Below are 21,888 nucleotides of genomic sequence, written 5' to 3' on the forward strand. Positions count from 1 at the left end.
TTACAGCGAGCACGACGTTCATGATTGACGCGATCCTGACCAGACCAGAAAAGCACAGGCGCTGACCGCGGCGCCGGCAAGGCAAACCGCCTGCCATCCCCAGTGAGAATAGAGCTGGGTGGCGACGATAGCGCCTGCCGCGCTGCCCAGCGAATAAAAACACATGTAAGCCCCAACCAGGCGGCTTGCCGCTGCAGGCCTGGCGGCAATAATCAGACTCTGGTTGGTGACATGAACGGCCTGCACCGCAAAGTCCAGTGCGATAACGCCCGCTATCAGCCAGAGCAGAGAGGTTTCGGCACAGGCGATAGGCAGCCAGGAGAGCGCCAGCAGCGCCAGCGCCAGGCCGGTCGTGCGCTGCGCCCATCCCTGATCAGCCCATCTGCCCGCCCTTGAGGCGGCCAGCACGCCAGCGATGCCGGCTAAGCCAAACATCCCTGTCTGGGTGTGCGACAGGGAAAGAGCGGTGAGCGGCATGACCATGGTCGTCCACAGCATGCTGAAAGCGGCGAAGATCAGCAGCGCCAGGATCCCGCGCTTTCTCAGTTGCGGTTCAGTGAGATACAGCTGAAAAACTGACTTCAGTAAGGATAGATAAGTGGGCTTTTGCGGCTGCGGCTGCGGCGGGGGCGAAGGCGAAGGCATGACTTTCCAGACGACGCCGGCAATCAACAACATCAGACAGGCAGCCGTGAGATAAACGGCTCGCCAGCCGGCGATATCAGCGATCGCCCCTGATATAAAACGAGATAAAAGAATGCCTGAAACAATGCCGCTGGTCAGGGTACCTACCGCCTGGCCTCGTTTCTGCGGCGTCGCCAGTATCGCCACCCACGCCACCATCAACTGCACCACCACGGCCATCAGCCCGACGATCAGCATGGCCCCCAGCAGGATCGCGATATTAGGGGATAACCCTGCCACGACTAACGCCGCCACTGACAGCAACAGCTGAGTCAACAACACGTATTTACGGTTCAACCCGTCCCCGAGCGGAACCAGGAACAGCAAACCAATGGCATAGCCCGCCTGCGTTGCCGTGACGACGCTGCCAATCATACCGGGCGACACCTTCAGGCTGACCGCCATCGAGTCGAGTAAAGGCTGAGCTGAATAAACGTTGGCTACCGCCAGCGCGCAGGTCAATGAAAACAGCGTCGTTATCCCCGCGGTCAGCATCGTGACAGGGGCGGAGGCTGTCGGGATCTCGTGCTCGGTACACAAACTTGCCTTGCATTTCATAAGAGGCCTGCACTCTGGTTGCTTTTTAAAACTAGTATGCTTATAAAACTAGCCATAGTGGTTTTCTTTTGCAACTGCTACGAGGGGAGATTAAGCTGGCAACAGCAGACTGATAGACGGAGAGCACGCAGATGGCGAAACAGGAATCACTCAGAACCAGTGAATGTCCGGTGGCAAGGACGCTGGAATCAATTGGTGAGCGCTGGTGCCTGATGATTATTCGCGAGGCATTTGACGATGTGCGGCGATTCAGCGAGTTTCAAAAGAATCTAGGGCTGGCCAAAAATATCCTTGCCTCGCGGCTGAAGCACCTGGTCGATATCGGTATTTTCGCGATTTTACCGGCATCGGATGGCAGCGCCTACAAGGAATACGTCCTGACTGAAAAGGGGAGATCTGTGTTTCCCATTGTTGTGGCGATGCGGCAATGGGGAGAGCGTTATATGTTTGATCAGGGGGAAACCTATTCTGTCCTGCTGGATAACGAACACGGTCAGCCGCTTCAGTATCTGGATGTGCGTTCCGCTCAGGGGGATAAACTGCAACCAGGCGACTGCCATCGCCGGCGCGTAGTGTCGGATATCAGCGGCGAATGAAGGTCTGAAGGGGAGCGCGATCCCAGCAAGAGTACGAGCGTACCACTAAGTGGTCCTGGAACCATCCTGACGTCTCTTTTCGTGGCGGCTCCTGATGGCACCCCCAGGACGCCGAGACAGGCGAGCCTCCGTCCGCCGCAGAATGCTGTGCATAATAATTTGCATTTATATTTTATTTGAATGTATTCATGTTACATATTAAATTCTGCTTACTTTATCGACGATGAGGCAAGGATGCGGATGTGGAGAGCGTAATCCATAACAATATTGAGGGTTTTCTGCTGCTGCTATTAAGCATGTGGCCGATTCTGATTGTGGTCTTTATTGGCGTTGCGATTTCATTCTATACCATGCTGTTACGCAAAACGGCGCTGGCCTGCCTGCTGTTCGCCGTCGCTATCGGCGCCGCAGGCTGGAGCCTCGCTTAGCATCCGATCTCAGGGTTTATCCAGCAGACTCATGCTGGAGGTGGCGGCGCCATCATTGAGATTGGACGGTGCATGCCAGTCGCGGCCAGCCAGTGCGCTATCGCCCTGGCCGCTGCTGGCGACCGTATCCTGTTGCGTCGACATCGTCGAGCCTTCCAGCGCTTCATCGGCCCCCGACTGATCGGGCAGGGAGCTGGTATACCCGCCATTGTTTGAGTAAGTATCCATACCATTCACTTCATTCGGTACCGTGTCGGTGGTGGTGCCATCATCGTTTATGCAAAATGATCCGCCAATGCCGTTAGGCTGGCAGTCCGCGGCAAAAGCCGGGCCGGCCAGCGACGCCAGCAACAATAGCGGTAAGCCGATTTTCTTCATTCTCATCTCCATGCGCAACGTGGCTCGACAGATGCTCTCTACTATAGAGAAGGACAGGACAGGGGAAGGTGACAAAACTGTTTAATTTTGTAATAGCGTACCGACTGCCGGTTGCCTTTTCGCTTCAGCACGTCGAGGCATGCTGCGCCTTCCCGGGTCGGGAGCGGATCGGCGCAATGCGGTAATCAATTGTTAATTCAACGTAAAGGTTAATGAAAATTTAAGAGAAGGCCGCTATGTTGGCGATATCACTCTTTCCATTAAGGAAATTCCATGCGCGATAAATATTCGGGCCTGCAGATCGGTATTCACTGGTTGGTCTTTTTGCTGGTGGTGGTGGCTTATGCGGCAATGGAGCTACGTGGATTTTTTCCCCGTAGTGACCGGCCGCTGATTAATATGATTCATGTCTCCTGCGGGATCACCATCTGCGCGCTGATGGTGGCGCGTTTGCTGGTGCGGCTGAAGTCGCCAGCGCCGCCGATCGTGCCGAAACCGTCGCCGATGATGACCGGTTTTGCTCATCTCGGCCATCTGGTTATCTATCTGCTATTTATTGCCTTGCCGCTGATCGGGATGGTGATGATGTACTGGCGCGGAAATCCCTGGTACGCCTTTGGCCTGACCATGCCGTATGCCCCACAGAGCGATTTTGAGCGGGTGGATACCCTGAAGGCGATCCATGAATGGTTAGCCAACGCCGGGTACTTCGTCATTGGCCTGCATGCCCTTGCCGCGCTGGTCCATCATTACTGGTGGAAAGATAATACCCTGCTGCGGATGATGCCTCGTAAGCGCTAAATGATCGTTACCCTTTTTGCCTGACCCCGTCCCGCGACGGGGTTTTTTTTGCCTTTATGGGTAATAAAATATAGTATACCCCCCTATATGATACGGAGGCGTAATCGTGCCACATACACCTGAAGATAAAAAACGGGCGCTCAGTCGCGTACGCCGCATCCGCGGCCAGGTCGAGGCCCTCGAGCGCGCGCTGGAGTCCGGCGAACCCTGCATGACAATCCTGCAGCAGATTGCCTCGATTCGCGGTGCGGCAAATGGCCTGATGGGCGAAATGGTGGAGATCCACCTGCAGGACGAGCTGGTTAGCGGCGAGACCACCCCGGACCAGCGGGCCGCGAGAATGGCAGAGGTCGGTCATCTGCTACGATCCTATTTAAAATAACATCACGACGAGGAAGAGACAGTTATGAAATCACGCGCAGCAGTTGCCTTTGGTCCTGGCCAGCCGTTAAAAATCGTTGAGATTGACGTCGCGCCGCCGAAGAAAGGCGAAGTTCTGGTGAAAATCACCCACACCGGCGTGTGTCACACCGATGCCTTTACCCTCTCCGGCGACGATCCGGAAGGTGTTTTCCCGGCGGTACTGGGCCATGAAGGTGGCGGGGTTGTCGTGGAAGTGGGCGAGGGCGTCACCAGCCTTAAGCCGGGCGACCACGTGATCCCGCTGTATACCGCCGAATGCGGCGAGTGCAAGTTCTGTAAGTCGGGTAAAACCAATCTCTGTCAGGCGGTGCGCGCCACCCAGGGCAAAGGGTTGATGCCGGACGGCACCACCCGTTTCTCCTATAACGGCGAACCGATTTATCACTATATGGGCACCAGCACCTTCAGCGAATATACGGTTTGCGCCGAGATCTCGCTGGCGAAAGTCAATCCGCAGGCGCCGCTGGATAAAGTGTGCCTGCTGGGCTGCGGTGTCACCACCGGTATCGGCGCGGTGCACAACACGGCGAAGGTCAAGCCCGGGGATAGCGTCGCGGTCTTTGGTCTGGGCGGCATTGGCCTGGCGGTGATCCAGGGCGCGGTGCAGGCGCAGGCCGGACGCATTCTGGCGGTCGATACCAACCCGGATAAGTTCACCCTGGCAAAAGAGATGGGCGCAACCGACTTTATCAACCCGAACGACTACGATAAGCCGATTCAGGATGTGATTGTCGAACTGACCGACGGCGGGGTGGATTTCAGCTTCGAGTGCATCGGCAATGTCAACGTGATGCGCGCCGCGCTGGAGTGCTGCCATAAAGGCTGGGGTGAGAGCGTGATCATCGGCGTAGCCGGTGCGGGCCAGGAGATCAAGACCCGTCCGTTCCAGCTGGTGACCGGCCGCGTGTGGCGCGGTTCCGCCTTCGGCGGCGTGAAAGGGCGCAGCCAGCTGCCGGGAATGGTGGAGGACGCCATGGCTGGTAAAATTCGCCTCGACCCGTTTATTACCCATCGCCTGCCGCTGGAGCAGATTAACGAGGCCTTTGATCTGATGCATGAAGGCAAATCGATTCGCACCGTGATCCACTTTGGCGACCAGTAATCGCTAACGCTGATGGCGTATCGTCACCGATAAAAAAAGGGCCCGGATGGGCCCTTTTGCTTAGGTCGATCAGTGATGATCCGGGAGCGCGTAGGCGATGATGTAATCGCCGCGATCCGGTGACTGACGGGCGCCGCCAGCATTGATAATAATGTACTGCTTACCGGTTTTCGGTGAGACGTAGGTCATCGGGCCGGACTGGCTACCGACCGGCAGACGCGATTTCCAGATCTCTTTCCCGTTCGCGGTATCAAAGGCGCGCAGGTAGAAATCCTGGGTACCGGCGAAGAACAGCAGTCCGGACTGCGTCGACAGCGACGCGCCAAGGGTCGGCATGCCGATCGGAATGGGCATGTGCATCCGGATCCCCAGCGGCCCGGTATCTTCTACGGTGCCAACCGGTACCTGCCACACCAGTTTGCCGGTTTTCAGATCCACCGCGGACATGGTGCCGAACGGCGGTTTCTGGCACGGAATGCCCAGCGGCGACAGGAAACGTTCGCGCATGGCGCCAAACGGCGTACCTTCCATCGGCACGATGCCCATCTCGATCCCGCTGGCGTCTTTCGCCACCTTCGCGCGCGGCACCATATAGTTGGCGAGACCCAGACGCATATCGTTGACGAACATCAGGCTGTTGTTCGGATCCACCGAAACGCTGCCCCAGTTCATGCCGCCGAGCGAGCCCGGGAACTGCAGGGAACGGTCTTCACCTGGCGGGGTAAAGACGCCCTGATGGCGCATCTCTTTGAACTGAATACGGCACAGCAGCAGGTCGATCGGTGTCGCCCCCCACATATCGGATTCGGTCAACGTCTGGTTGCCGATCATCGGCATCCCTACCGAGTAAGGTTGCGTCGGAGAGTAGCGTTCACCTTTGACGTTGCCCGCCGGTACCGGACGCTCTTCCACTTTGGCCACCGGCTCGCCGGTCTCGCGGTTGAGCATAAAGATCATGCCCTGCTTGCTGGTCTGCACCAGCACCGGGGTGGTACCGCCCTTGCCGTCAGGCAGGTCGTACAGCAGCGGCTGAGACGGCAGGTCAAAGTCCCACAGGTCGTGGTGCGTGGTCTGGAAGTGCCAGCGCACCTGGCCGGTGGTGGCATCCACAGCCACGATAGAGGAGCTGTATTTATCGTCCAGCGCGGTACGCTCGCCGCCAAAGAAATCTGGCGTGGCGTTGCCGGTTGGCAGATAGATCAGATTCAGCTTCGCGTCGTAGGACATCGCCGACCAGACGTTTGGCGTACCGCGCGTATAGGTCTGGCCTTCCGGCGGAACACCGGTCAGCGCTGGATTGCCGGGATCCCACGCCCACGCCAGTTTGCCGGTGTGGACGTCAAACGCGCGGACCACGCCCGGCGGTTCGCCGGTGGAGTAGTTATCCGCGACGCGGCCGCCCACCACTACCACATTGCCCGCTACCAGCGGGGTGGAGGTCTGCTGATAGTAGCCCGCTTTCACTTCACCCATGCCGACGCTGAGGTCGACAATACCGCCATCGCCGAAGCTTTCGCACAGTTTACCGGTATCGGCATCAATGGCGATCAGGCGGGCGTCGATCGTCGGCAGGAACAGACGACGGGAACAGGCGGCAGGCTGCGTGCCTGACGCTGGCGCGGTTTGCACCTGGCTCTCTTCGTAATAGCCTAAGCCGCGGCAGCGCTGCCAGTTGGGCGAAGAGGATTTGGAGTCATAGCGCCATTTCTCTTTTCCGCTGTCCACATCCAGCGCCAGCACTTTGCTGTAAGGGGTGCAGACGTACAGAGTATCGCCAATCTGCAGCGGGGTGTTTTGATCTTCCGCCCCGGAGCCATTGCTCTGCGGGATATCGCCAGTATGCGCCACCCAGGCCACCTGCAACTGGTTGACGTTCTGTTTGTTGATTTGGTCCAGCGCGGCGAAACGGTCGCCGTGGGTGGTGTTACCCCAGTGCGCCCAGTTTTTCTGCTGTTCGCCCGGCGCGACGGGCTTCACTGGCACCGCTTCAGTGGCGCTAACCAGTGGTTCGGATTTGAACATCCAGCCAAAGCTCACCGCCAGCGCCACGGCGAGAACGGCGGCGACGCCATATGCCGGGCCTTTTTTTGCCGGTGGGCTGGCGAGGAAAGGCCAGACCAGGGCGGCAAGGAAGGCCAGGACGCCGAGCGCAAACAGGCGCGAGAAGAGCGGCCAGTAGCTCCAGCCAGCGTCACTAATCGCCCAGATCACCGAGGCGATAAACGCCACGGCGTATAACAGAATACCGCCGCGGCGGTTGCGGAAAATCAACACCGCCGCGATGACCATGACCACGCCCATCAGCGCGAAGTACAGTGTACCGCCGACGAGGGCCAGTTTTGCCCCAAGAATACCCACAGCCAGACCGATGATGAGCATCAGTCCGGCGAGAAGCCACTGCAGGATCCGGGGGAATCCGCGCGGCGCGTTGCCAGTTGCCATGTAATCTCCTTAACCACTCCCGCCACTTCATCATGAACCAAATGAAACAGGTGTTTTCTGTTTTATTTTTGAATGAAGAGGTTTGTACCTTCATAAACGCAGGTTTATTGCTTGATGTGATTTCAAATGAACCATTTGGTGAAATCGCGATATGATAGATCTGTTAAAGAAATTTACGCAATTGTTAATGAATGATTTCGCACTAAATGATTATTTTGCTAAATGTGTTGCGCCGTCCGTCGCACCACATCGACGTACGTAGGCTCCCCGGCAGGGCTACCGGGGAGAAAACGGGGTCAGGCAGGCATTGATTTGCGGATGGCGCTGAGCAAGGTTTGCGTACCTGGCGTGAGCGTCGCATCGACGCGGGTTAGAATGCCGATGGGCTCTCCGGCGCCCTGGGTGGCAATCGGCAGGGCGCTCAGCACACCCCGGCGAAGATCGTCTTTCACCGCCCCGGAAGGTACGAACCACACATAGTCAAAATCGACCGTCAGCTGGCGTGACAGCGAAGCCGAGAGGGTCTCGATACAGCCCGCGGGCATTTTACAGCCCTGGCTCTGGAGCAGCGTTTCGGCGTTTTGCCGCGGTACGGTGCCCTTCGGCGAAACGACGACGGGCCACTCCATTACCCGGCTCAGGGTCACGGTCTCCTGAAGCAGGGGGTGTCCCGGGCGAACCACCAGTTTCAGGGATTCGAGGAACAGCAGTTCATAGTTGAGTCCACTCATCAGATCCGGGTCGGACATGCGTCCGATACCGATATCGATCTCCCCGGATTTTAACCCCGCCAGCAGCATGGTGTTGTTCATGGTGGCGACCTGCAGCGTGATGTCTTTTTGCTGCTTATGGAACTGGCCGATCACCGTTGGCAGGATCCCCAGCGCGGCGGTAGGCAGCGCGCCGATACGCACAATGTCGCTATTCAGCCCCTCTTTACGGTTCAGCGCCTGACCCGCTGAGTTAAGGGCATCAAGGACCTTAACGGCATGAGTCAGAAACTGTTCGCCGACCAGGGTGAGTTGCGCCCCCAGGCGGCCCCGCTCGAACAGCCGGGTACCGGTTAGCTGTTCAAGCTCGTTAAGCGTTTTCGAGAGTGCAGGCTGGCTCAGATTTAAAGTTTCAGCCGCGCGCCCCAGCGTTCCCTGTTGAGCGACGGCCACGAAGGTGTGTAGATGGCGCAAGCGAATGCGCTGACTGAAGAGACCATTTTTTTCCATAGTAGATGATGTTAAAAACACAGCGGTGAAAGAGACAAGCGGCCTTGTTTAAATTTGATAACCAGATAGCAAAATATTATTAACATTTGACCTGATTACATTACAAGATCTTTCCCCACGGTTTAAAACGCCTTCCCCCCGCAGGACGAGGGGAAGGCGTTTATCGGCGTGGCCGCTAGATATCGAAAAAGACGGTTTCGTTTTCGCCCTGCAGATAAATATCGAAGCGATAGACCACTTCCGAACCACGAACCTCGCGTTCGGCGATTAAGGTTTTGCGTCTCACTTCCCACTCGATCAGATTCAGCACCGGGTCGCTGGCGTTGGCCTCATGTTCATCGGCGAAATACATCCGTGTGTTCAGGCCGATGTTGATCCCCCGGGCGACCACCCACAGGTTGACGTGCGGCGCCATCAGGCGGCCATCGCGGCCGACAACCGGGCCCGGCTTAATGGTGTCAAAGCGCCAGACGCCGGAGGTGAAATCAGAGCAGGTACGCCCCCAGCCGCGGAAGCCCGGGTCGACGGCTTTCTGCTGCTGACGGTCGTCAGGATGGTTATAGCGTCCTGCGGCGTTGGCCTGCCAGATCTCCAGCAGCACATCACGGACCGGTGTTCCGGAGCCGTCGATAACCCGGCCTTCAATGGTGATCCGCTCCCCGGTGGTATCCGCGGTGGTGAGGACCGGGCCAAAGTTTTTCTCAAAAATATGAAAGCCCGCGGCGTCAGGCGCCAGACCGATATGAACATAGGGTCCCGCCGTCTGCGAGGCGGTTTCAGGCAGATACTCTTTCATCGGGCGGCCCCCTGAGTGCGATTTTCAAACAGCGTGGCGCGATGGCCGCGCAGAACAAGGTCAAAGCGGTAGGCCAGACAATCCAGCGGTACGGCGGCGTGCATGTCCAGCTCGGCGATCAGCGTGCGCACGGCGTCGTCATTATTAATGGTTCGGACGATCGGACACTGTTTGATCAGCGGATCGCCTTCGAAATACATCTGAGTGATCAGGCGCTGCGCCCAGGCTTCACCCGAGAGCGAGAAATGAATATGCGCCGGACGCCAGTCGCTGGCCTGGTTACGCCACGGGTAGGGGCCGGGCTTGATAGTGCGAAAACAGTAATAGCCGTTTTCATCGGTCAGCACCCGGCCGCAGCCGCCGAAGTTCGGGTCAATCGGGGCCAGATACTGATCTTTTTTATGTCGGTAGCGGCCGCCGGCATTGGCCTGCCAGACTTCCACCAGGGTGTTTTTCATCGGTCGGCCAAAACCATCGCGCACGTAACCGTGCACAATGATCCGCTCGCCAATCGGCAGGCCTTCTTTGGCGTAATTAAGGATAAGATCGTTATCCAGAGGGCCCAGATCGTCACGGCTAAAGACCGGCCCGGTGATCTCTGACAATGAGTTCTGCAGGGAGATCAGGGCATTCTTCGGTGAGCGCAGGACGCTGGTTTTATAGCCCGGCGCGTAAGCGGGCGGGTGGCTACTGTAATCGCGATGGATAACCTCGCGCGGGGACCATTTGTCGTTCATCGGGTACTCCGTGTAGACGGTAGAGGGGCATGTTGTTGTAATGTCGCCAGAAACAGTGTGTGTAAATGTATTGTTAATTTAAAGTGAAATTACCGGGTGTTTTTCATAACCGTGGGTTATGTTTTGTGCAATGACTGCTAGCGGAAGCAGGTTATCGCCATCACAGTTTGTAAATTCTTCCCCCCGCCAGGAGGCAGCTTTCCTACACTCCAGGAAGTATTCACTGGAGGTAACACATCATGGCGAACACCATCACGGCTGATGAGATTCGGGAGCAGTTTTCGCAGGCCATGTCGGCTATGTACCAGCAGGAAGTTCCGCAATACGGGACGCTGCTGGAGCTGGTGGCTGACGTCAATCTCGCGGTACTGGAAAATAATCCGCAGCTGCATGAACAACTGGCCAATGCCGACGAGCTGGCGCGCTTAAACGTGGAGCGCCACGGCGCAATCCGCGTGGGCACAGCGGAGGAACTGGCGACGCTGCGTCGCATGTTTGCCATCATGGGGATGTATCCCGTCAGCTATTACGATCTCTCACAGGCCGGCGTGCCGGTCCATTCCACGGCCTTTCGTCCCATCGACGATGCCGCGCTGGCGCGCAATCCGTTTCGGGTTTTCACCTCGCTGCTGCGCCTGGAGCTGATTGAAAATCGCGCCCTGCGCGAGCGGGCCGAGGCCATCCTTGCCCGGCGCAAAATCTTTACCCCCCGCTGTCTGGCGCTGATTGCGCAGTATGAAGCTGAGGGCGAATTCACCTCTGCCGACGCGCGCGAGTTTGTGCAGGAGGCGCTGGAGACCTTCCGCTGGCACCGGCATGCCACCGTCGATGAGGAGACCTACCATGCTCTGCATCGCGAGCACCGCCTGATTGCCGATGTGGTCTGCTTTCCGGGATGCCATATCAATCACCTCACGCCGCGGACGCTGGATATTGACCGCGCCCAGGCCCTGATGCCCGAGTGTGGTATTGAACCCAAAGCGCTGATTGAAGGGCCACCGCGCCGGGAGGTCCCGATCCTCCTGCGGCAGACCAGCTTTAAGGCGCTTGAGGAGCCGGTGATGTTCGCCGGTGAGCATAAAGGCACCCACAGCGCCCGCTTTGGCGAAATTGAGCAACGCGGCATTGCGCTAACGCCAAAAGGACGCGCACTGTACGACCGACTGCTGCAGGCGGCAGGGACAGGAAAGGACAATCTCAGCCATCAGCTGCATCTGCAGGAGGTATTCCGCGAATTCCCCGACAGCGAATTTCTGCTCCGTCAGCAGGGGTTGGCCTGGTTTCGCTACCGCCTGACGCCCGCCGGCGAGGCGCATCGCCAGGCGTTTCGCCCGGGGGACGATCCGCAGCCGCTGATTGAGCGCGGGTGGGTGGTCGCCCAGCCGATTATTTATGAAGATTTTTTACCGGTCAGCGCGGCGGGCATTTTTCAGTCTAATCTGGGCAACGAAACGCAGGCGCGCAGCCACGGAAATGCCAGCCGCGAAGCCTTTGAGACGGCGCTGGGCTGCCCGGTGGAGGATGAGTTTGCCCTGTACCGACAGGCGGAGGAGCGCAGCAAACGACGTTGCGGTCTGCTGTAAAATCAGTACCCTGCTGGCATCAGCCTTACAGGGAGCAGGTTATGCAACATCCGTCGAAACCGTTGGCGAAAACCCGCCAGGGAACCGTATCCGGGAGCACAGAGCAGGGGATCCATATCTGGCGCGGCATTCCGTATGCCGCGCCGCCTGTGGGCCCGCTGCGCTGGCGCGCGCCGCAGCCTCCTGCCCGCTGGCAGGGCGTCCGCCAGGCCGACGCCTTTTCCGCCGCCAGCTGGCAGGACATTGACTACTGCCGTGAGCTCGGCGGCGGCGATCCCGGCGCTTTCAGCGAAGACTGCTTATATCTCAATATCTGGGCACCTGCTGCTGCTGCGCAGCCGCTGCCGGTGATGGTCTGGCTGCACGGCGGCGGGTTTACCATCGGCGCCGGCAGCCTGCCGCCTTACGATGGCAAAGCGTTAGCCAGCCGCGATGTGGTGGTGGTGACGGTCAACTACCGGCTGGGCCATCTCGGCTTTTTCGCCCATCCGGCGCTGGAAGAAGAGGCGGGCGAACGTCTCTATAATTTCGCGCTGCTCGATCAGATTGCCGCCCTGCAGTGGGTTCAGGAGAATATCCACGCCTTCGGCGGGGATGCCGCCAACGTCACGCTGTTTGGCGAATCCGCCGGGGCGCGCAGCGTGCTGTCGCTGATGGCCTCGCCGAAAGCGAAAGGGTTGTTCCATAAAGCGATTATTCAGAGCGGGTATACGTTACCCGACCTGCCGCGAGAGAAGGCGCTGGAGAAAGGCCGCCTGCTGGCGGAACACTTTGCCTTACCGCGAGCCAGCGCTGAGGAATTGCGGGCGATCCCGGCGGAGGCCTTCTGGTCGCTCACCGCGCCGCTGAACACAGGGCCGGCCCCCATCGTCGGCGACGCGGTGCTGCCGCAGCCGATGCTGGAGACCTTTTTTGCCGGGCGCCAGCATCCAATGCCGGTGATGATCGGCTCCAACAGCGATGAAGCCAGCGTGATGGCCGTGTTTGGCGTCGATATCGCCGGGCAGATCCAGAAGCTGCGCCGTGAGCGCCGCCTGGGACTGGGGCTGATCAAACTCCTTTATCCCGGCGTGAAGGGCGATGAGGCGCTGGGGCGGGAAGTGTGCCGCGACATGGCCTTCACCACCCTCGGTTATGTGGTGATGCAGGCGCAGCAGCGCGTGGGGCAGCCGTGCTGGCGCTACTGGTTTGATTATGTTGCGGAGGCGGAGCATGACACCTATCCGCACGGCGCCTGGCATGGCAACGAGGTGCCCTACGTGTTTGATAACCTGCGGTTGACCGACCCGGTGTGTCAGTATGCCAGCGAAGCGGATCTGGCCTTCGCCGCTCAGGTGGCTGACTATTGGGCCCAGTTTGCCCGCGTCGCCAGCGGCGACCAGGCGCTTGCCGGCGCGGTGCGCTGGCCAGCGTGCCTGCGCGGACGGGATCGTCTGTTGCGCATTGGCCTGCATAAGCGTGCCGGCTTTAAAGTGGAAAATCGCTTTATGCGCGCCCGGCTGGCGCTGTTTCGCCGGGTGATGAAGCATCACGTGACGCTGGAGTAAATGCGCTGAGGTGCGGCTGAGCAACTGCCGCCACCGGTTGGTGGCGGCATTCACTCACATCACAACCACGGGCTTTATCACCTTACCAGACGCCGAATCGGCGAAGGCCTGATTAATATCGGCCAGCGGATAGCGAACGATAAGCTTATCGATGGGGAATTTCCCCTGCTTGTACTGCTGCACCAGCAGCGGAATAAACAGCGCCGGGACGGCATCGCCTTCAATCACCCCGACCAGCGACTTGCCCTCCGCCATCAGATCGTTCTGCACGTTAAAGGTGATATCCCCGGTAAAGCCGACGATGGCCACCGTACCTAATGGTTTCACCGCGTGTACGGCCTGCAGCACGATGGCCGATACGCCGGTGGTTTCCACCGCGTAGTGAGCGCCTTTGCCGGTGAGCTGTTTGATCAGGGCGACGGCATCCTGTTCCTTGCCATTAATCTGATGGGTGGCGCCCAGTTCGCCCGCCAGGGCGAGGCGACTGGCATGAATATCGACAGCGATGATCTGCGAACAGCCGGTTAATTTCGCCGCCATGATGGCGCTGAGCCCCACGGCGCCGCAGCCAAACACCACAATGGATTCCCCAATCACCGGTTTCAGGCGGTTGAGCACCGTCCCGCTGCCGGTCTGGATGCCGCAGCCCAGCGGGCCGAGCAGGGTGAGATCGACCTCCGGGTCGACCACCACGGCGTTGCTGGCGCGGGTGACCACATACTGGCTGAAGGACGACTGGCCAAAGAACAGGGACAGATCCTGATCGCCCAGCCGATAGGGGGTGGTGCCATCCTCGCGTCGGCCGCCAAAATTAAGCGTATTAAAATCTTCGCAAGCTGAAGGGTGGTTGCTTAAACAATTTTCGCAATGGTGGCAGGCGGCATAGCTGAGCACCACGTGGTCTCCGACTCTGATACCGCTGACTGCCTCCCCGACGCTGGCGACGATCCCGGCGCCTTCATGGCCGAGGATGGCAGGCATAGGCACCACTCCCGGGTTATCGCGCATCACCGCGTCGGTATGACAGACCCCGGTGGCGACAATTTTCACTAATATCTCATCCTTCCCCGGAAGGGAGACGTCGACATCCTTGATGACGAAAGGTTGCTGGTAGCCCAGCGTGACGGCTGCTTTCACTTGCATGGCATGACTCCTGAATGAATTCCCTGGAGAGCGTGGCGGGACAGCCCGAACGGCTCTCCCGTGTTGGCCGCTAACATGAAGAAATATAGCGGTTACCGGTGAAAAGTTAGCACCGGATGTGGCGGAAATTTGCGCCATTCGTGCCTAAAAAAAACGCAGGGCGGCGGGGCATAGGTGTGATGAATATACCGCAGCGAGGAAGAGCTATCCGCTCAATGGTCAGGCGAAAAAGCGGCCGGCAGTCTGTTCTTTCCCCGGCCGCACGTCGAAGGAAAAGTAAAAAAACGGGTTGTTCCGGTAGACAGGGCTTTTTTACCTTTTTTCTGCGGGCAACAATTGGATTATTAATCGTTTTTGTCTAGAGTGGGCGGAATTTATCACGCAGCGTGATGACGCGTTGCGAATCAATTCACCCGTGCAGAAGGACGCTTTCTCAGGCATGAACCGCAGACGTTTTCTTAAATCTTCCATGGCTGTTGCCGCCGTATGCGGGACGTCAGGAGTCGCTTCCTTATTCAGTCAGGCCGCTTTTGCCGAAGACGCGGGTATTGCCGACGGGCAAACGCGTCGTTTCGATTACACCGTGCTGCAGGCGATGGCCCACGATCTGGCGCGCCAGCCATGGGGCGGCGCCCCGCGCGATCTGCCGCCGACGCTGGCCAATCTGACTCCGCAGGCTTATAACAGCATCCAGTATGACGCCAACCACTCGCTGTGGAACAACATCGAAGAACGCAAACTGGACATCCAGTTTTTCCACGTCGGGATGGGGTTCCGTCGCCGCGTGCGGATGTTCTCTCTTGACGCCGCCACTCAGCAGGCGCGCGAGATCCATTTCCGCCCTGAGCTGTTTAAGTACAATGACGCCGGGGTCGACACCCGCCAGCTGGAAGGGCAGTCCGACCTCGGCTTCGCCGGATTCCGGGTGTTTAAAGCGCCGGAGCTGGCGCGCCGCGATATCGTGGCGTTCCTTGGCGCCAGTTATTTCCGCGCGGTAGACAGCACCTACCAGTACGGCTTGTCGGCTCGTGGGCTGGCGGTAGACACCTTTACCGATACCCCGGAAGAGTTCCCTGATTTCACCTCCTTCTGGTTCGAAACGGTTAAAGGGGACGCCACGGTCTTTACCGTTTATGCGCTGCTGGATAGCCCGAGCATCACCGGGGCTTACAAGTTCACCATCCATTGCCAGGATACCCAGGTCATCATGGACGTGGAAAATCACCTTTATGCCCGCAAGGACATCAAACAGCTGGGTATCGCGCCGATGACCAGTATGTTCAGCTGCGGCAACAACGAGCGCCGGATGTGCGATACCATCCACCCGCAGATCCACGACTCCGATCGGCTGTCGATGTGGCTGGGGAACGGCGAATGGGTCTGCCGGCCGCTGAATAACCCGCAGAAGCTGCAGTTCAACGCCTTCCAGGACAAGAACCCGCGCGGCTTCGGTCTGCTGCAGCTGGACCGCGATTTCTCCCATTACCAGGACGTGATGGGCTGGTATAACAAGCGCCCCAGCCTGTGGGTTGAGCCGCGTAACCAGTGGGGGAAAGGGGCGGTCAGCCTGATGGAGATCCCGACTACCGGCGAAACGCTGGATAATATCGTCTGCTTCTGGCAGCCGGAAAAAGCGGTGAAGGCGGGCGACGAACTGGACTTCCGCTACCGTCTCTACTGGAGCGCGCAGCCGCCGGTGAGCACCCCGCTGGCGCGTGTGCTCGCCACCCGCACCGGGATGGGGGGCTTCCCGGAAGGCTGGGCGCCGGGCGAGCACTATCCGGATAAGTGGGCGCGTCGTTTTGCCATCGATTTTGTCGGCGGCGATCTGAAGGCCGCCGCGCCGCGCGGTATTGAACCGGTGATCACCCTCTCCAGCGGGGAAGCGAAGCAGATTGAGATCCTCTACGTCGAGCCGTTCGATGGCTACCGGATCCTCTTCGACTGGTATCCGACCTCCGACTCGACCGACCCGGTGGAGATGCGCCTGTTCCTGCGCTGTCAGGGCGAAGCCATCAGCGAAACCTGGCTCTATCAGTACTTCCCGCCGGCGCCGGATAAACGTAACTACGTTGACGACCGGATCATGAAATAATCCCGTGACAGCCGCGGCCCGCAGGCAACGCCTGCGGGCCAGTAGAGAGCCCCATGACTACAGACATTCCCGCAGTACCTGAGACGATCCCGGTGACCGACGCACTGACGCTTATCGCGATTGATGAGCGCTACGTCAGCGATCTGCACCAGCTGGTGGTGAAAAACCGCCACTGGCTGCAGCAATCGCTCAACTGGCCCGCCGAAGTGAACAGCGAAGAGGAGACCCGCCGCCATGTGCAGGGTAACGTGATTCTGCATCAGCGGGATTACGCCAAAATGTTTTTGCTGTTTCTCGACCATCGACTCGTGGGCGTCCTGTCGTTCAACCAGATCGAGCCGCAGAACAAAACGGCCTATATCGGCTACTGGATCGATGAAGATCACCAGGGGCAGGGGCTGCTTTCCCGCTCCCTGCAGGCCTTTATCCACCATTATGCCCGCAGCGGGCTGGTGCGCCGGTTTGTGATCAAATGCCGGGTGGCCAATACCCGCAGTAACCAGGTGGCGTTGCGCAATGGGTTCGTTCTTGAAGGTTGCCTCAGGCAGGCCGAGTATCTGAACGGCAGCTATGACGATCAGAATATCTATTCGCGCATTATTGACCGCGACGAGGCGCTAGAGGGCGCCTAACAGCGGCGTGCGGGTGATGTGCTGCTGGCCGTCAAGCGTTTTCGGGCCGCGCAGATGAATGGCCTCTCCCTCCTGTGCGGCAATCTGCACCTCGTCATTGATGGAGACCTGGTGCTCAACGATCACATCGCCGATGATGACTGTCCGCCCCTGGATCAGCACATCGTCGTCGAGCAGAATCGGACCACCGCGCAGCTGCGCCTCGCCCCCGACCATCGCCCGGTGCTTTAACAGGCAGTTGCCTTCAATCACCGCATTCTCCGCCACCTGCGAACTGTAGCGCACGGTGGGAATGGCATCCTCTCCGCGACCGGCGATCAGTCGCGCATGACCATAAACCCGGGCGTTATCGCACACCCAGACGTCGTTTTCTTCGTTCCCCTCCAGTCTTGCCTGGTCGAACACTTCTGCCCGATGTTCGACAAAAGCGTGCTCGACAAAGGCATCGCCGTAGATTTGCGCCTGATGAAGAATACGCGAGGCGCTAACGGTGGCTCGCTGATAAATCTGCAGGACTTTGTCGCGATCGGCGGTCAGCCCGCGGGCGGCAATCACCTGGCAGTGGGGCAGGAGACGCGCCTCGTCGGCGAGGCGACAGTAACCGCGCACCAGACTATGATTAATCGTGACGTTGTCACTTATCTGCGCGTGATGGCTAATGTGCGAGGCATGAATGCATGCCCGTCCGCCGATGGCGGCCTCGTGGCTGACCACGCAGGGCCCGGTTAAGCGAGCGTCGTCGCGGATACTTGCCCCGGCGAAAACCACGCTGTTGGCATCGTAGATCCAGCACTCTCCCTGTTGGCTGAGAGCGCTTTCCGCGTCCACCCAACCGCCTTCGCTGCCTACTTTGACGTCAGCGAAATCGATAAGCGCCACTATCTGGCGCAGGGTGACGCTCTGTTTGCCAGCCTCTTCCTGGTAACAATACTGCCGGGTCTGTTCGCTGAGACGGTATTTACGCATTCCCGATCCTCATTACTTATGGTTAACATAAACATAGCAAAGATCGCCGTAGCGCGCGGGATAAGGTTCCTTTAAAATGCAACTTCAAATTAAATTGATATCATCAACAAAATGAAGAGCAAGCAAACGCCGCGGCAGGCGCTGAACCTGCCGGCAGGCTATTTTGGTATGGTGCTCGGCACCATCGGAATGGGCTTCGCCTGGCGCTACGCCAGCACGCTCTGGCCGGTTAGCCGCAGCATCGGCGATGGTCTGGTGATGCTGGCGATCGCGATGTGGGCTCTGCTCAGCATGGCGTTTATCAGCCGGGCAATTCGCTTTCCGGCGAGCGTGCTACGGGAGATGCGTCATCCGGTCAGCAGCAGCTTTGTCAGCCTGTTTCCGGCCACCACGCTGCTGGTGGCGATCGGGCTGGTGCCCTGGTGGCGACCGCTGGCGCTGGGATTGTTTGTGCCGGGGGTGGCGCTGCAGCTTGCCTATGCCGCCTGGCAAAGTGGCGGCTTGTGGCGGGGGACGCATCCTCTCGAGGCCACCACGCCGGGGCTCTATCTGCCCACGGTGGCCAATAATTTCATTAGCGCGATGGCCTGCGGCGCGCTGGGATTTACCGACGCCGGGCTGGTGTTCCTCGGCGCCGGGGTCTTCTCCTGGTTGAGCCTCGAGCCGGCGATCCTCCAGCGTCTGCGCAGCGCGGGCGAGCTGCCGACGCCGCTGCGCACCTCGCTGGGGATCCAGCTGGCGCCTGCGCTGGTGGCCTGCAGCGCCTGGCTCAGCGTCAACGGTGGGGAAGCGGATACCTTCGCGAAGCTGCTGTTTGGTTACGGCCTGCTGCAGCTACTGTTCATGCTGCGCCTGATGCCCTGGTATCTTCGCCAGCCGTTCAATGCTTCCTTCTGGAGCTTCTCGTTCGGTATTTCCGCGCTGGCCACTACCGGCCTGCATCTCGGCCAGGCCAGGGCGGACGGCTTTTTTCACCATCTGGCAATGCCGCTGTTTATTTTTAGCAATCTGGTTGTCGGCCTGCTGTTACTGCGCACAATTTTGCTGTTGGTGAGCGGGAAACTGCTGGTACAGGTCGACCGGGAAACACTCCTGAATAAGAAGGAAGGATCATGACAACGCGTGACGCGGATTATTTTAGTGAAAAATATGGCCTGACACGCACCCATTCCGAGGTGCTGCATGCTGCGACAGTGGTGCCGCCGGGGCGGGCGCTGGATCTGGGCTGTGGCAACGGGCGTAACAGCCTTTATCTGGCGGCGAACGGATTCACGGTGACGGCGTGGGATAAAAATCCGATGAGCATCAATAATCTGGAAAGTATTCGCGCTGCCGAGGCGCTGGAAAATCTCCGCACCGCGGTAACCAACCTCAATAGCCTGACCTTTGATGGGGAGTATGACCTGATCCTCTCCACCGTGGTGATGATGTTCCTGGAGCCTGACACCATCCCGGGCCTGATCGCCAATATGCAGCGCTGCACCGCCGCCGGCGGCTATAACCTGATTGTGGCGGCAATGGATACCGAAGATTATCCCTGCACCGTCGGCTTCCCGTTTGCCTTTAAACCCGATGAGCTTCGTGATTATTACCAGGGCTGGGAGCTGCTGAAATACAATGAGGACGTCGGCGAGCTGCATCGCACCGACGCCAACGGCAATCGCATCAAACTGCGCTTCGCCACCCTGTTGGCGCGCAAGCCTGCCTGATACGCGGCGGCGTGGGGAATCAGGACGTTGCCCGCGCCGCGTAGTAAGGTGAAGAGCAGGGAAAATAAGCGAGGAAGTCACCGTATAAAAGAGGGATAAAAAGCAGCCTTCTGCCTGTTTTAAGTGATTATTTAATAACGTAATGTTCATCCTATCAATATTTATAAATCTTCCTTGACGAAGCCCTTTTTTTGTCACAAAACTAGTGGGTCCTATTTGCTATAACGTCTGCCGAAAAAAAACTGCATTTACAGGGATCTCTCTATGCGTACTCGCGTTTTACTGAAAGTCGCCGCTCTGGCGGGAATATTGGCGTTGACCGGCTGTGCGGCGAAAGTGGCGCAACCGAATCAGTATTCGGGCTTCTTAAAAGATTATTCCAGTTTGAAAGAAACGACCTCTGCCTCCGGCAAGCCGGAGCTGCGCTGGATCGATCCGAACTTCAATCCAGCCAACTATGACAATATCGTTTATCACCCGGTGACCTACTATCCGGTACCGAAGCCGACCACCCAGGTAGGGGAAAAGGCGCTGCAGGATATTCTTAACTACACCAACAAAGAGCTGAAACAGGCTATTTCCGAGCGTAAACCGCTGGCCACTACCGCCGGCAAGCGCAGCCTCATCTTCCGCGGGGCGATCACCGGGGTGGATTCCAGCAAAGAGGGGCTGCAGTTCTATGAAGTGATCCCGGTCGCTATGATTGTCGCCGGCACCCAGGCCGCCACCGGCCATCGTACCATGGACACCGATCTGTACTTTGAGGCGGAGGTCATTGACGCCAGCACCAATAAGCCGGTCATCAAGGTCGTTCGTAAAGGGGAAGGCAAAACCCTGGCGAATGAGAATACGCCACTGACCGTCGATACCCTGAAGCAGGTGATCGATGATATGGCGGTCGACGCCGTCAAATTCGATCCCTCTCAGCGTTAATCGTGCCAGCGCCGTCTGACGACGGCGCTGTTTCTCTTCTGTCTCCTCAGGCCAGCCTTCGGCGCAGCAGCAGCTGTTCCGGTTTGGCAAACATTACCAGGTTACCCAACAGGATCAGCGCCAGCCCGATCACGGCGTTGCTGTGCCAGATATACCCTTCATAGACGGTGGAAATGGATAATGCGACCAGCGGAAACAGCAGCGTACTGTAGGCGGCTTTGCTGGCGCCAATGCGCCCCACCAGAGTGAAATAGGCCCCAAAGGCAATGACCGAACCGAACAGCGCCAGGTAAAGCAGGGCGCCGAGGTAGCTGACGGTCCACTCCGGCATAAAATTATCGCCACGTAGCAGGGCGATCGCGCCCATCACCAGCGTCCCGTAGAGCATCGCCCAACTGTTGGTGGTGAGGGTTTCCAGCCCTCGCCGCTGGTGGCGAATGCTGAACATATTGCCCAGTGAAAAGCCGTAGGTGCCCAGGGCGCTCAGACCGATCCCCCACAGCAGCGAGGCGTTTAGCCCATTGGCCAGCAGGTCATCCCAGAACAGGGTGACGATACCGGCGAGGCCCAGCGCGGCGGCGGCCCAGAAGCGGCCCGGCGGCTGCTGGCGAAAAAAAAGAAAGCTGTTAATGGCGTTAAACAGTACGGCCATGGAAAAGATCACCGATTCCAGACCGGTGTTGATCCAGGCCGCGGCGGTATAAAAACACCAGAAATTAAAGCAGAAGACGCAGCAGCCCTGCAGCAGGCAGCAAAAGTGATCTTTCGCGCCCAGCGGCCGTAGCCGTCGCGTGACAAGCAGAATCGTCAGCATCGTGATGCTGGCCACGGCAAAGCGCCAAAAAATGGATACCGGCGCCGCCACCGGCCCTTGTTGTAAAAAAATCGCAATCCACGTTGTCCCCCAGATCACGACAACGAGTGCATAAAGTAATGCGTTCACCCTGACTCTCCTCTGCTTGTTGAAGGGAGGAGTATGCCGCCTGTCGCAACCGGCAGCTTTCACCCGCTTGTTGTCGGCTTGCAAATTCTTGCGCTTATTTGTCATTCGCCTGCGGTGAGGACTGGAAACCGCGCCGGAGTCTCCCTAGACTAGAGCTTTTACGGGCAGATGC

Annotated in this window: 21 protein-coding genes; 12 read left to right on the plus strand and 9 right to left on the minus strand. The window is 58.6% G+C overall.

Annotated features, from left to right (window positions below; translation table 11 throughout):
- Positions 1–18 precede the first annotated feature (18 nt).
- Positions 19–1,179, minus strand: a complete 1,161-nt coding sequence (locus tag FHW76_RS22235) for an MFS transporter (RefSeq protein ID WP_183477034.1) — start codon at positions 1,177–1,179, stop codon at positions 19–21.
- Between the two features lie 194 nt (positions 1,180–1,373).
- On the opposite strand from FHW76_RS22235, the gene FHW76_RS22240 reads away from it, so the two are divergent.
- A complete protein-coding gene (locus tag FHW76_RS22240) occupies positions 1,374–1,838 on the plus strand; it encodes a helix-turn-helix domain-containing protein (RefSeq protein ID WP_012968054.1) in 465 nt (154 codons plus the stop codon).
- A 242-nt stretch (positions 1,839–2,080) separates the two neighbouring features.
- Positions 2,081–2,266, plus strand: coding sequence for a hypothetical protein (locus tag FHW76_RS22245; RefSeq protein ID WP_008804653.1), 186 nt, complete (start codon positions 2,081–2,083; stop codon positions 2,264–2,266).
- A 9-nt stretch (positions 2,267–2,275) separates the two neighbouring features.
- Here the strand turns inward: FHW76_RS22245 and FHW76_RS22250 are convergent, their stop codons facing one another.
- Complete coding sequence (locus FHW76_RS22250; RefSeq protein ID WP_032730521.1) at positions 2,276–2,644, minus strand: hypothetical protein; 369 nt, start codon at positions 2,642–2,644, stop codon at positions 2,276–2,278.
- A 273-nt stretch (positions 2,645–2,917) separates the two neighbouring features.
- Between FHW76_RS22250 and cybB the strand changes: the two genes are divergently transcribed.
- The 3 genes from cybB to FHW76_RS22265 all read left to right on the plus strand — a co-directional run bounded on the left by cybB (position 2,918) and on the right by FHW76_RS22265 (position 4,970).
- The gene (gene cybB / locus FHW76_RS22255) at positions 2,918–3,445 is read left to right on the plus strand and encodes a cytochrome b561 (protein WP_008804655.1); all 528 of its coding nucleotides are present in this window, start codon (positions 2,918–2,920) and stop codon (positions 3,443–3,445) included.
- Positions 3,446–3,551: 106 nt separating this feature from the next.
- Positions 3,552–3,827, plus strand: coding sequence for a metal/formaldehyde-sensitive transcriptional repressor (locus FHW76_RS22260; protein ID WP_064165811.1), 276 nt, complete (start codon positions 3,552–3,554; stop codon positions 3,825–3,827).
- A gap of 24 nt (positions 3,828–3,851) precedes the next feature.
- Complete coding sequence (locus FHW76_RS22265; protein WP_012968056.1) at positions 3,852–4,970, plus strand: S-(hydroxymethyl)glutathione dehydrogenase/class III alcohol dehydrogenase; 1,119 nt, start codon at positions 3,852–3,854, stop codon at positions 4,968–4,970.
- A gap of 69 nt (positions 4,971–5,039) precedes the next feature.
- Here the strand turns inward: FHW76_RS22265 and FHW76_RS22270 are convergent, their stop codons facing one another.
- The 4 genes from FHW76_RS22270 to pcaH form a co-directional block, all read right to left on the minus strand.
- Entirely contained in the window at positions 5,040–7,412 is a 2,373-nt protein-coding gene (locus FHW76_RS22270) for a membrane-bound PQQ-dependent dehydrogenase, glucose/quinate/shikimate family (RefSeq protein WP_183477002.1), read from the minus strand.
- Between the two features lie 296 nt (positions 7,413–7,708).
- Positions 7,709–8,632, minus strand: coding sequence for a LysR substrate-binding domain-containing protein (locus FHW76_RS22275; protein ID WP_131024093.1), 924 nt, complete (start codon positions 8,630–8,632; stop codon positions 7,709–7,711).
- Between the two features lie 175 nt (positions 8,633–8,807).
- Complete coding sequence (gene pcaG / locus FHW76_RS22280) at positions 8,808–9,428, minus strand: protocatechuate 3,4-dioxygenase subunit alpha (RefSeq protein ID WP_008804659.1); 621 nt, start codon at positions 9,426–9,428, stop codon at positions 8,808–8,810.
- Positions 9,425–10,165 carry a protocatechuate 3,4-dioxygenase subunit beta gene (gene pcaH / locus FHW76_RS22285; RefSeq protein ID WP_008804660.1) on the minus strand — a complete coding sequence of 247 codons (741 nt, stop codon included), beginning with the start codon at positions 10,163–10,165 and terminating at the stop codon, positions 9,425–9,427. Before pcaH ends, pcaG begins: the two co-directional genes overlap by 4 nt.
- 239 nt (positions 10,166–10,404) lie before the next feature.
- Here pcaH and FHW76_RS22290 point away from each other — a divergent pair, with 239 nt between their 5' ends.
- Both FHW76_RS22290 and FHW76_RS22295 read left to right on the plus strand, forming a co-directional pair.
- Positions 10,405–11,748 carry a VOC family protein gene (locus FHW76_RS22290; protein WP_008804661.1) on the plus strand — a complete coding sequence of 448 codons (1,344 nt, stop codon included), beginning with the start codon at positions 10,405–10,407 and terminating at the stop codon, positions 11,746–11,748.
- A 41-nt stretch (positions 11,749–11,789) separates the two neighbouring features.
- Positions 11,790–13,295 carry a carboxylesterase/lipase family protein gene (locus FHW76_RS22295; RefSeq protein ID WP_044649999.1) on the plus strand — a complete coding sequence of 502 codons (1,506 nt, stop codon included), beginning with the start codon at positions 11,790–11,792 and terminating at the stop codon, positions 13,293–13,295.
- A gap of 54 nt (positions 13,296–13,349) precedes the next feature.
- Here the strand turns inward: FHW76_RS22295 and FHW76_RS22300 are convergent, their stop codons facing one another.
- Complete coding sequence (locus tag FHW76_RS22300; RefSeq protein ID WP_122533393.1) at positions 13,350–14,438, minus strand: NAD(P)-dependent alcohol dehydrogenase; 1,089 nt, start codon at positions 14,436–14,438, stop codon at positions 13,350–13,352.
- 439 nt (positions 14,439–14,877) lie between these two features.
- On the opposite strand from FHW76_RS22300, the gene FHW76_RS22305 reads away from it, so the two are divergent.
- Both FHW76_RS22305 and rimL read left to right on the plus strand, forming a co-directional pair.
- Positions 14,878–16,533 carry a glucan biosynthesis protein D gene (locus FHW76_RS22305; protein ID WP_012541545.1) on the plus strand — a complete coding sequence of 552 codons (1,656 nt, stop codon included), beginning with the start codon at positions 14,878–14,880 and terminating at the stop codon, positions 16,531–16,533.
- 53 nt (positions 16,534–16,586) lie between these two features.
- Positions 16,587–17,165 carry a 50S ribosomal protein L7/L12-serine acetyltransferase gene (gene rimL, locus FHW76_RS22310; protein WP_049138821.1) on the plus strand — a complete coding sequence of 193 codons (579 nt, stop codon included), beginning with the start codon at positions 16,587–16,589 and terminating at the stop codon, positions 17,163–17,165.
- On the opposite strand, the gene ydcK is transcribed toward rimL, so the two are convergent.
- Positions 17,151–18,131: a YdcK family protein gene (ydcK, locus tag FHW76_RS22315; RefSeq protein WP_183477004.1), complete on the minus strand. Its 981-nt coding sequence runs from the start codon at positions 18,129–18,131 to the stop codon at positions 17,151–17,153. The two genes, rimL and ydcK, sit on opposite strands and share 15 nt — an antisense overlap.
- 111 nt (positions 18,132–18,242) lie before the next feature.
- Between ydcK and tehA the strand changes: the two genes are divergently transcribed.
- The 3 genes from tehA to FHW76_RS22330 all read left to right on the plus strand — a co-directional run bounded on the left by tehA (position 18,243) and on the right by FHW76_RS22330 (position 20,773).
- The gene (gene tehA / locus FHW76_RS22320) at positions 18,243–19,247 is read left to right on the plus strand and encodes a dicarboxylate transporter/tellurite-resistance protein TehA (RefSeq protein ID WP_183477006.1); all 1,005 of its coding nucleotides are present in this window, start codon (positions 18,243–18,245) and stop codon (positions 19,245–19,247) included.
- Positions 19,244–19,840, plus strand: coding sequence for a tellurite resistance methyltransferase TehB (tehB, locus tag FHW76_RS22325; RefSeq protein ID WP_022065561.1), 597 nt, complete (start codon positions 19,244–19,246; stop codon positions 19,838–19,840). Before tehA ends, tehB begins: the two co-directional genes overlap by 4 nt.
- Before the next feature lie 264 nt (positions 19,841–20,104).
- Positions 20,105–20,773 (plus strand): DUF3313 domain-containing protein, encoded by a 669-nt coding sequence (locus FHW76_RS22330; protein ID WP_004143788.1) that lies wholly within the window; start codon positions 20,105–20,107, stop codon positions 20,771–20,773.
- 46 nt (positions 20,774–20,819) lie between these two features.
- Here FHW76_RS22330 and FHW76_RS22335 read toward each other — a convergent pair whose 3' ends face one another.
- Positions 20,820–21,716: a DMT family transporter gene (locus FHW76_RS22335; protein WP_012968061.1), complete on the minus strand. Its 897-nt coding sequence runs from the start codon at positions 21,714–21,716 to the stop codon at positions 20,820–20,822.
- Positions 21,717–21,888 lie beyond the last annotated feature (172 nt).

The organism is Klebsiella sp. RC2, assembly GCF_014192815.1.
Lineage (GTDB): Bacteria > Pseudomonadota > Gammaproteobacteria > Enterobacterales > Enterobacteriaceae > Klebsiella > Klebsiella variicola.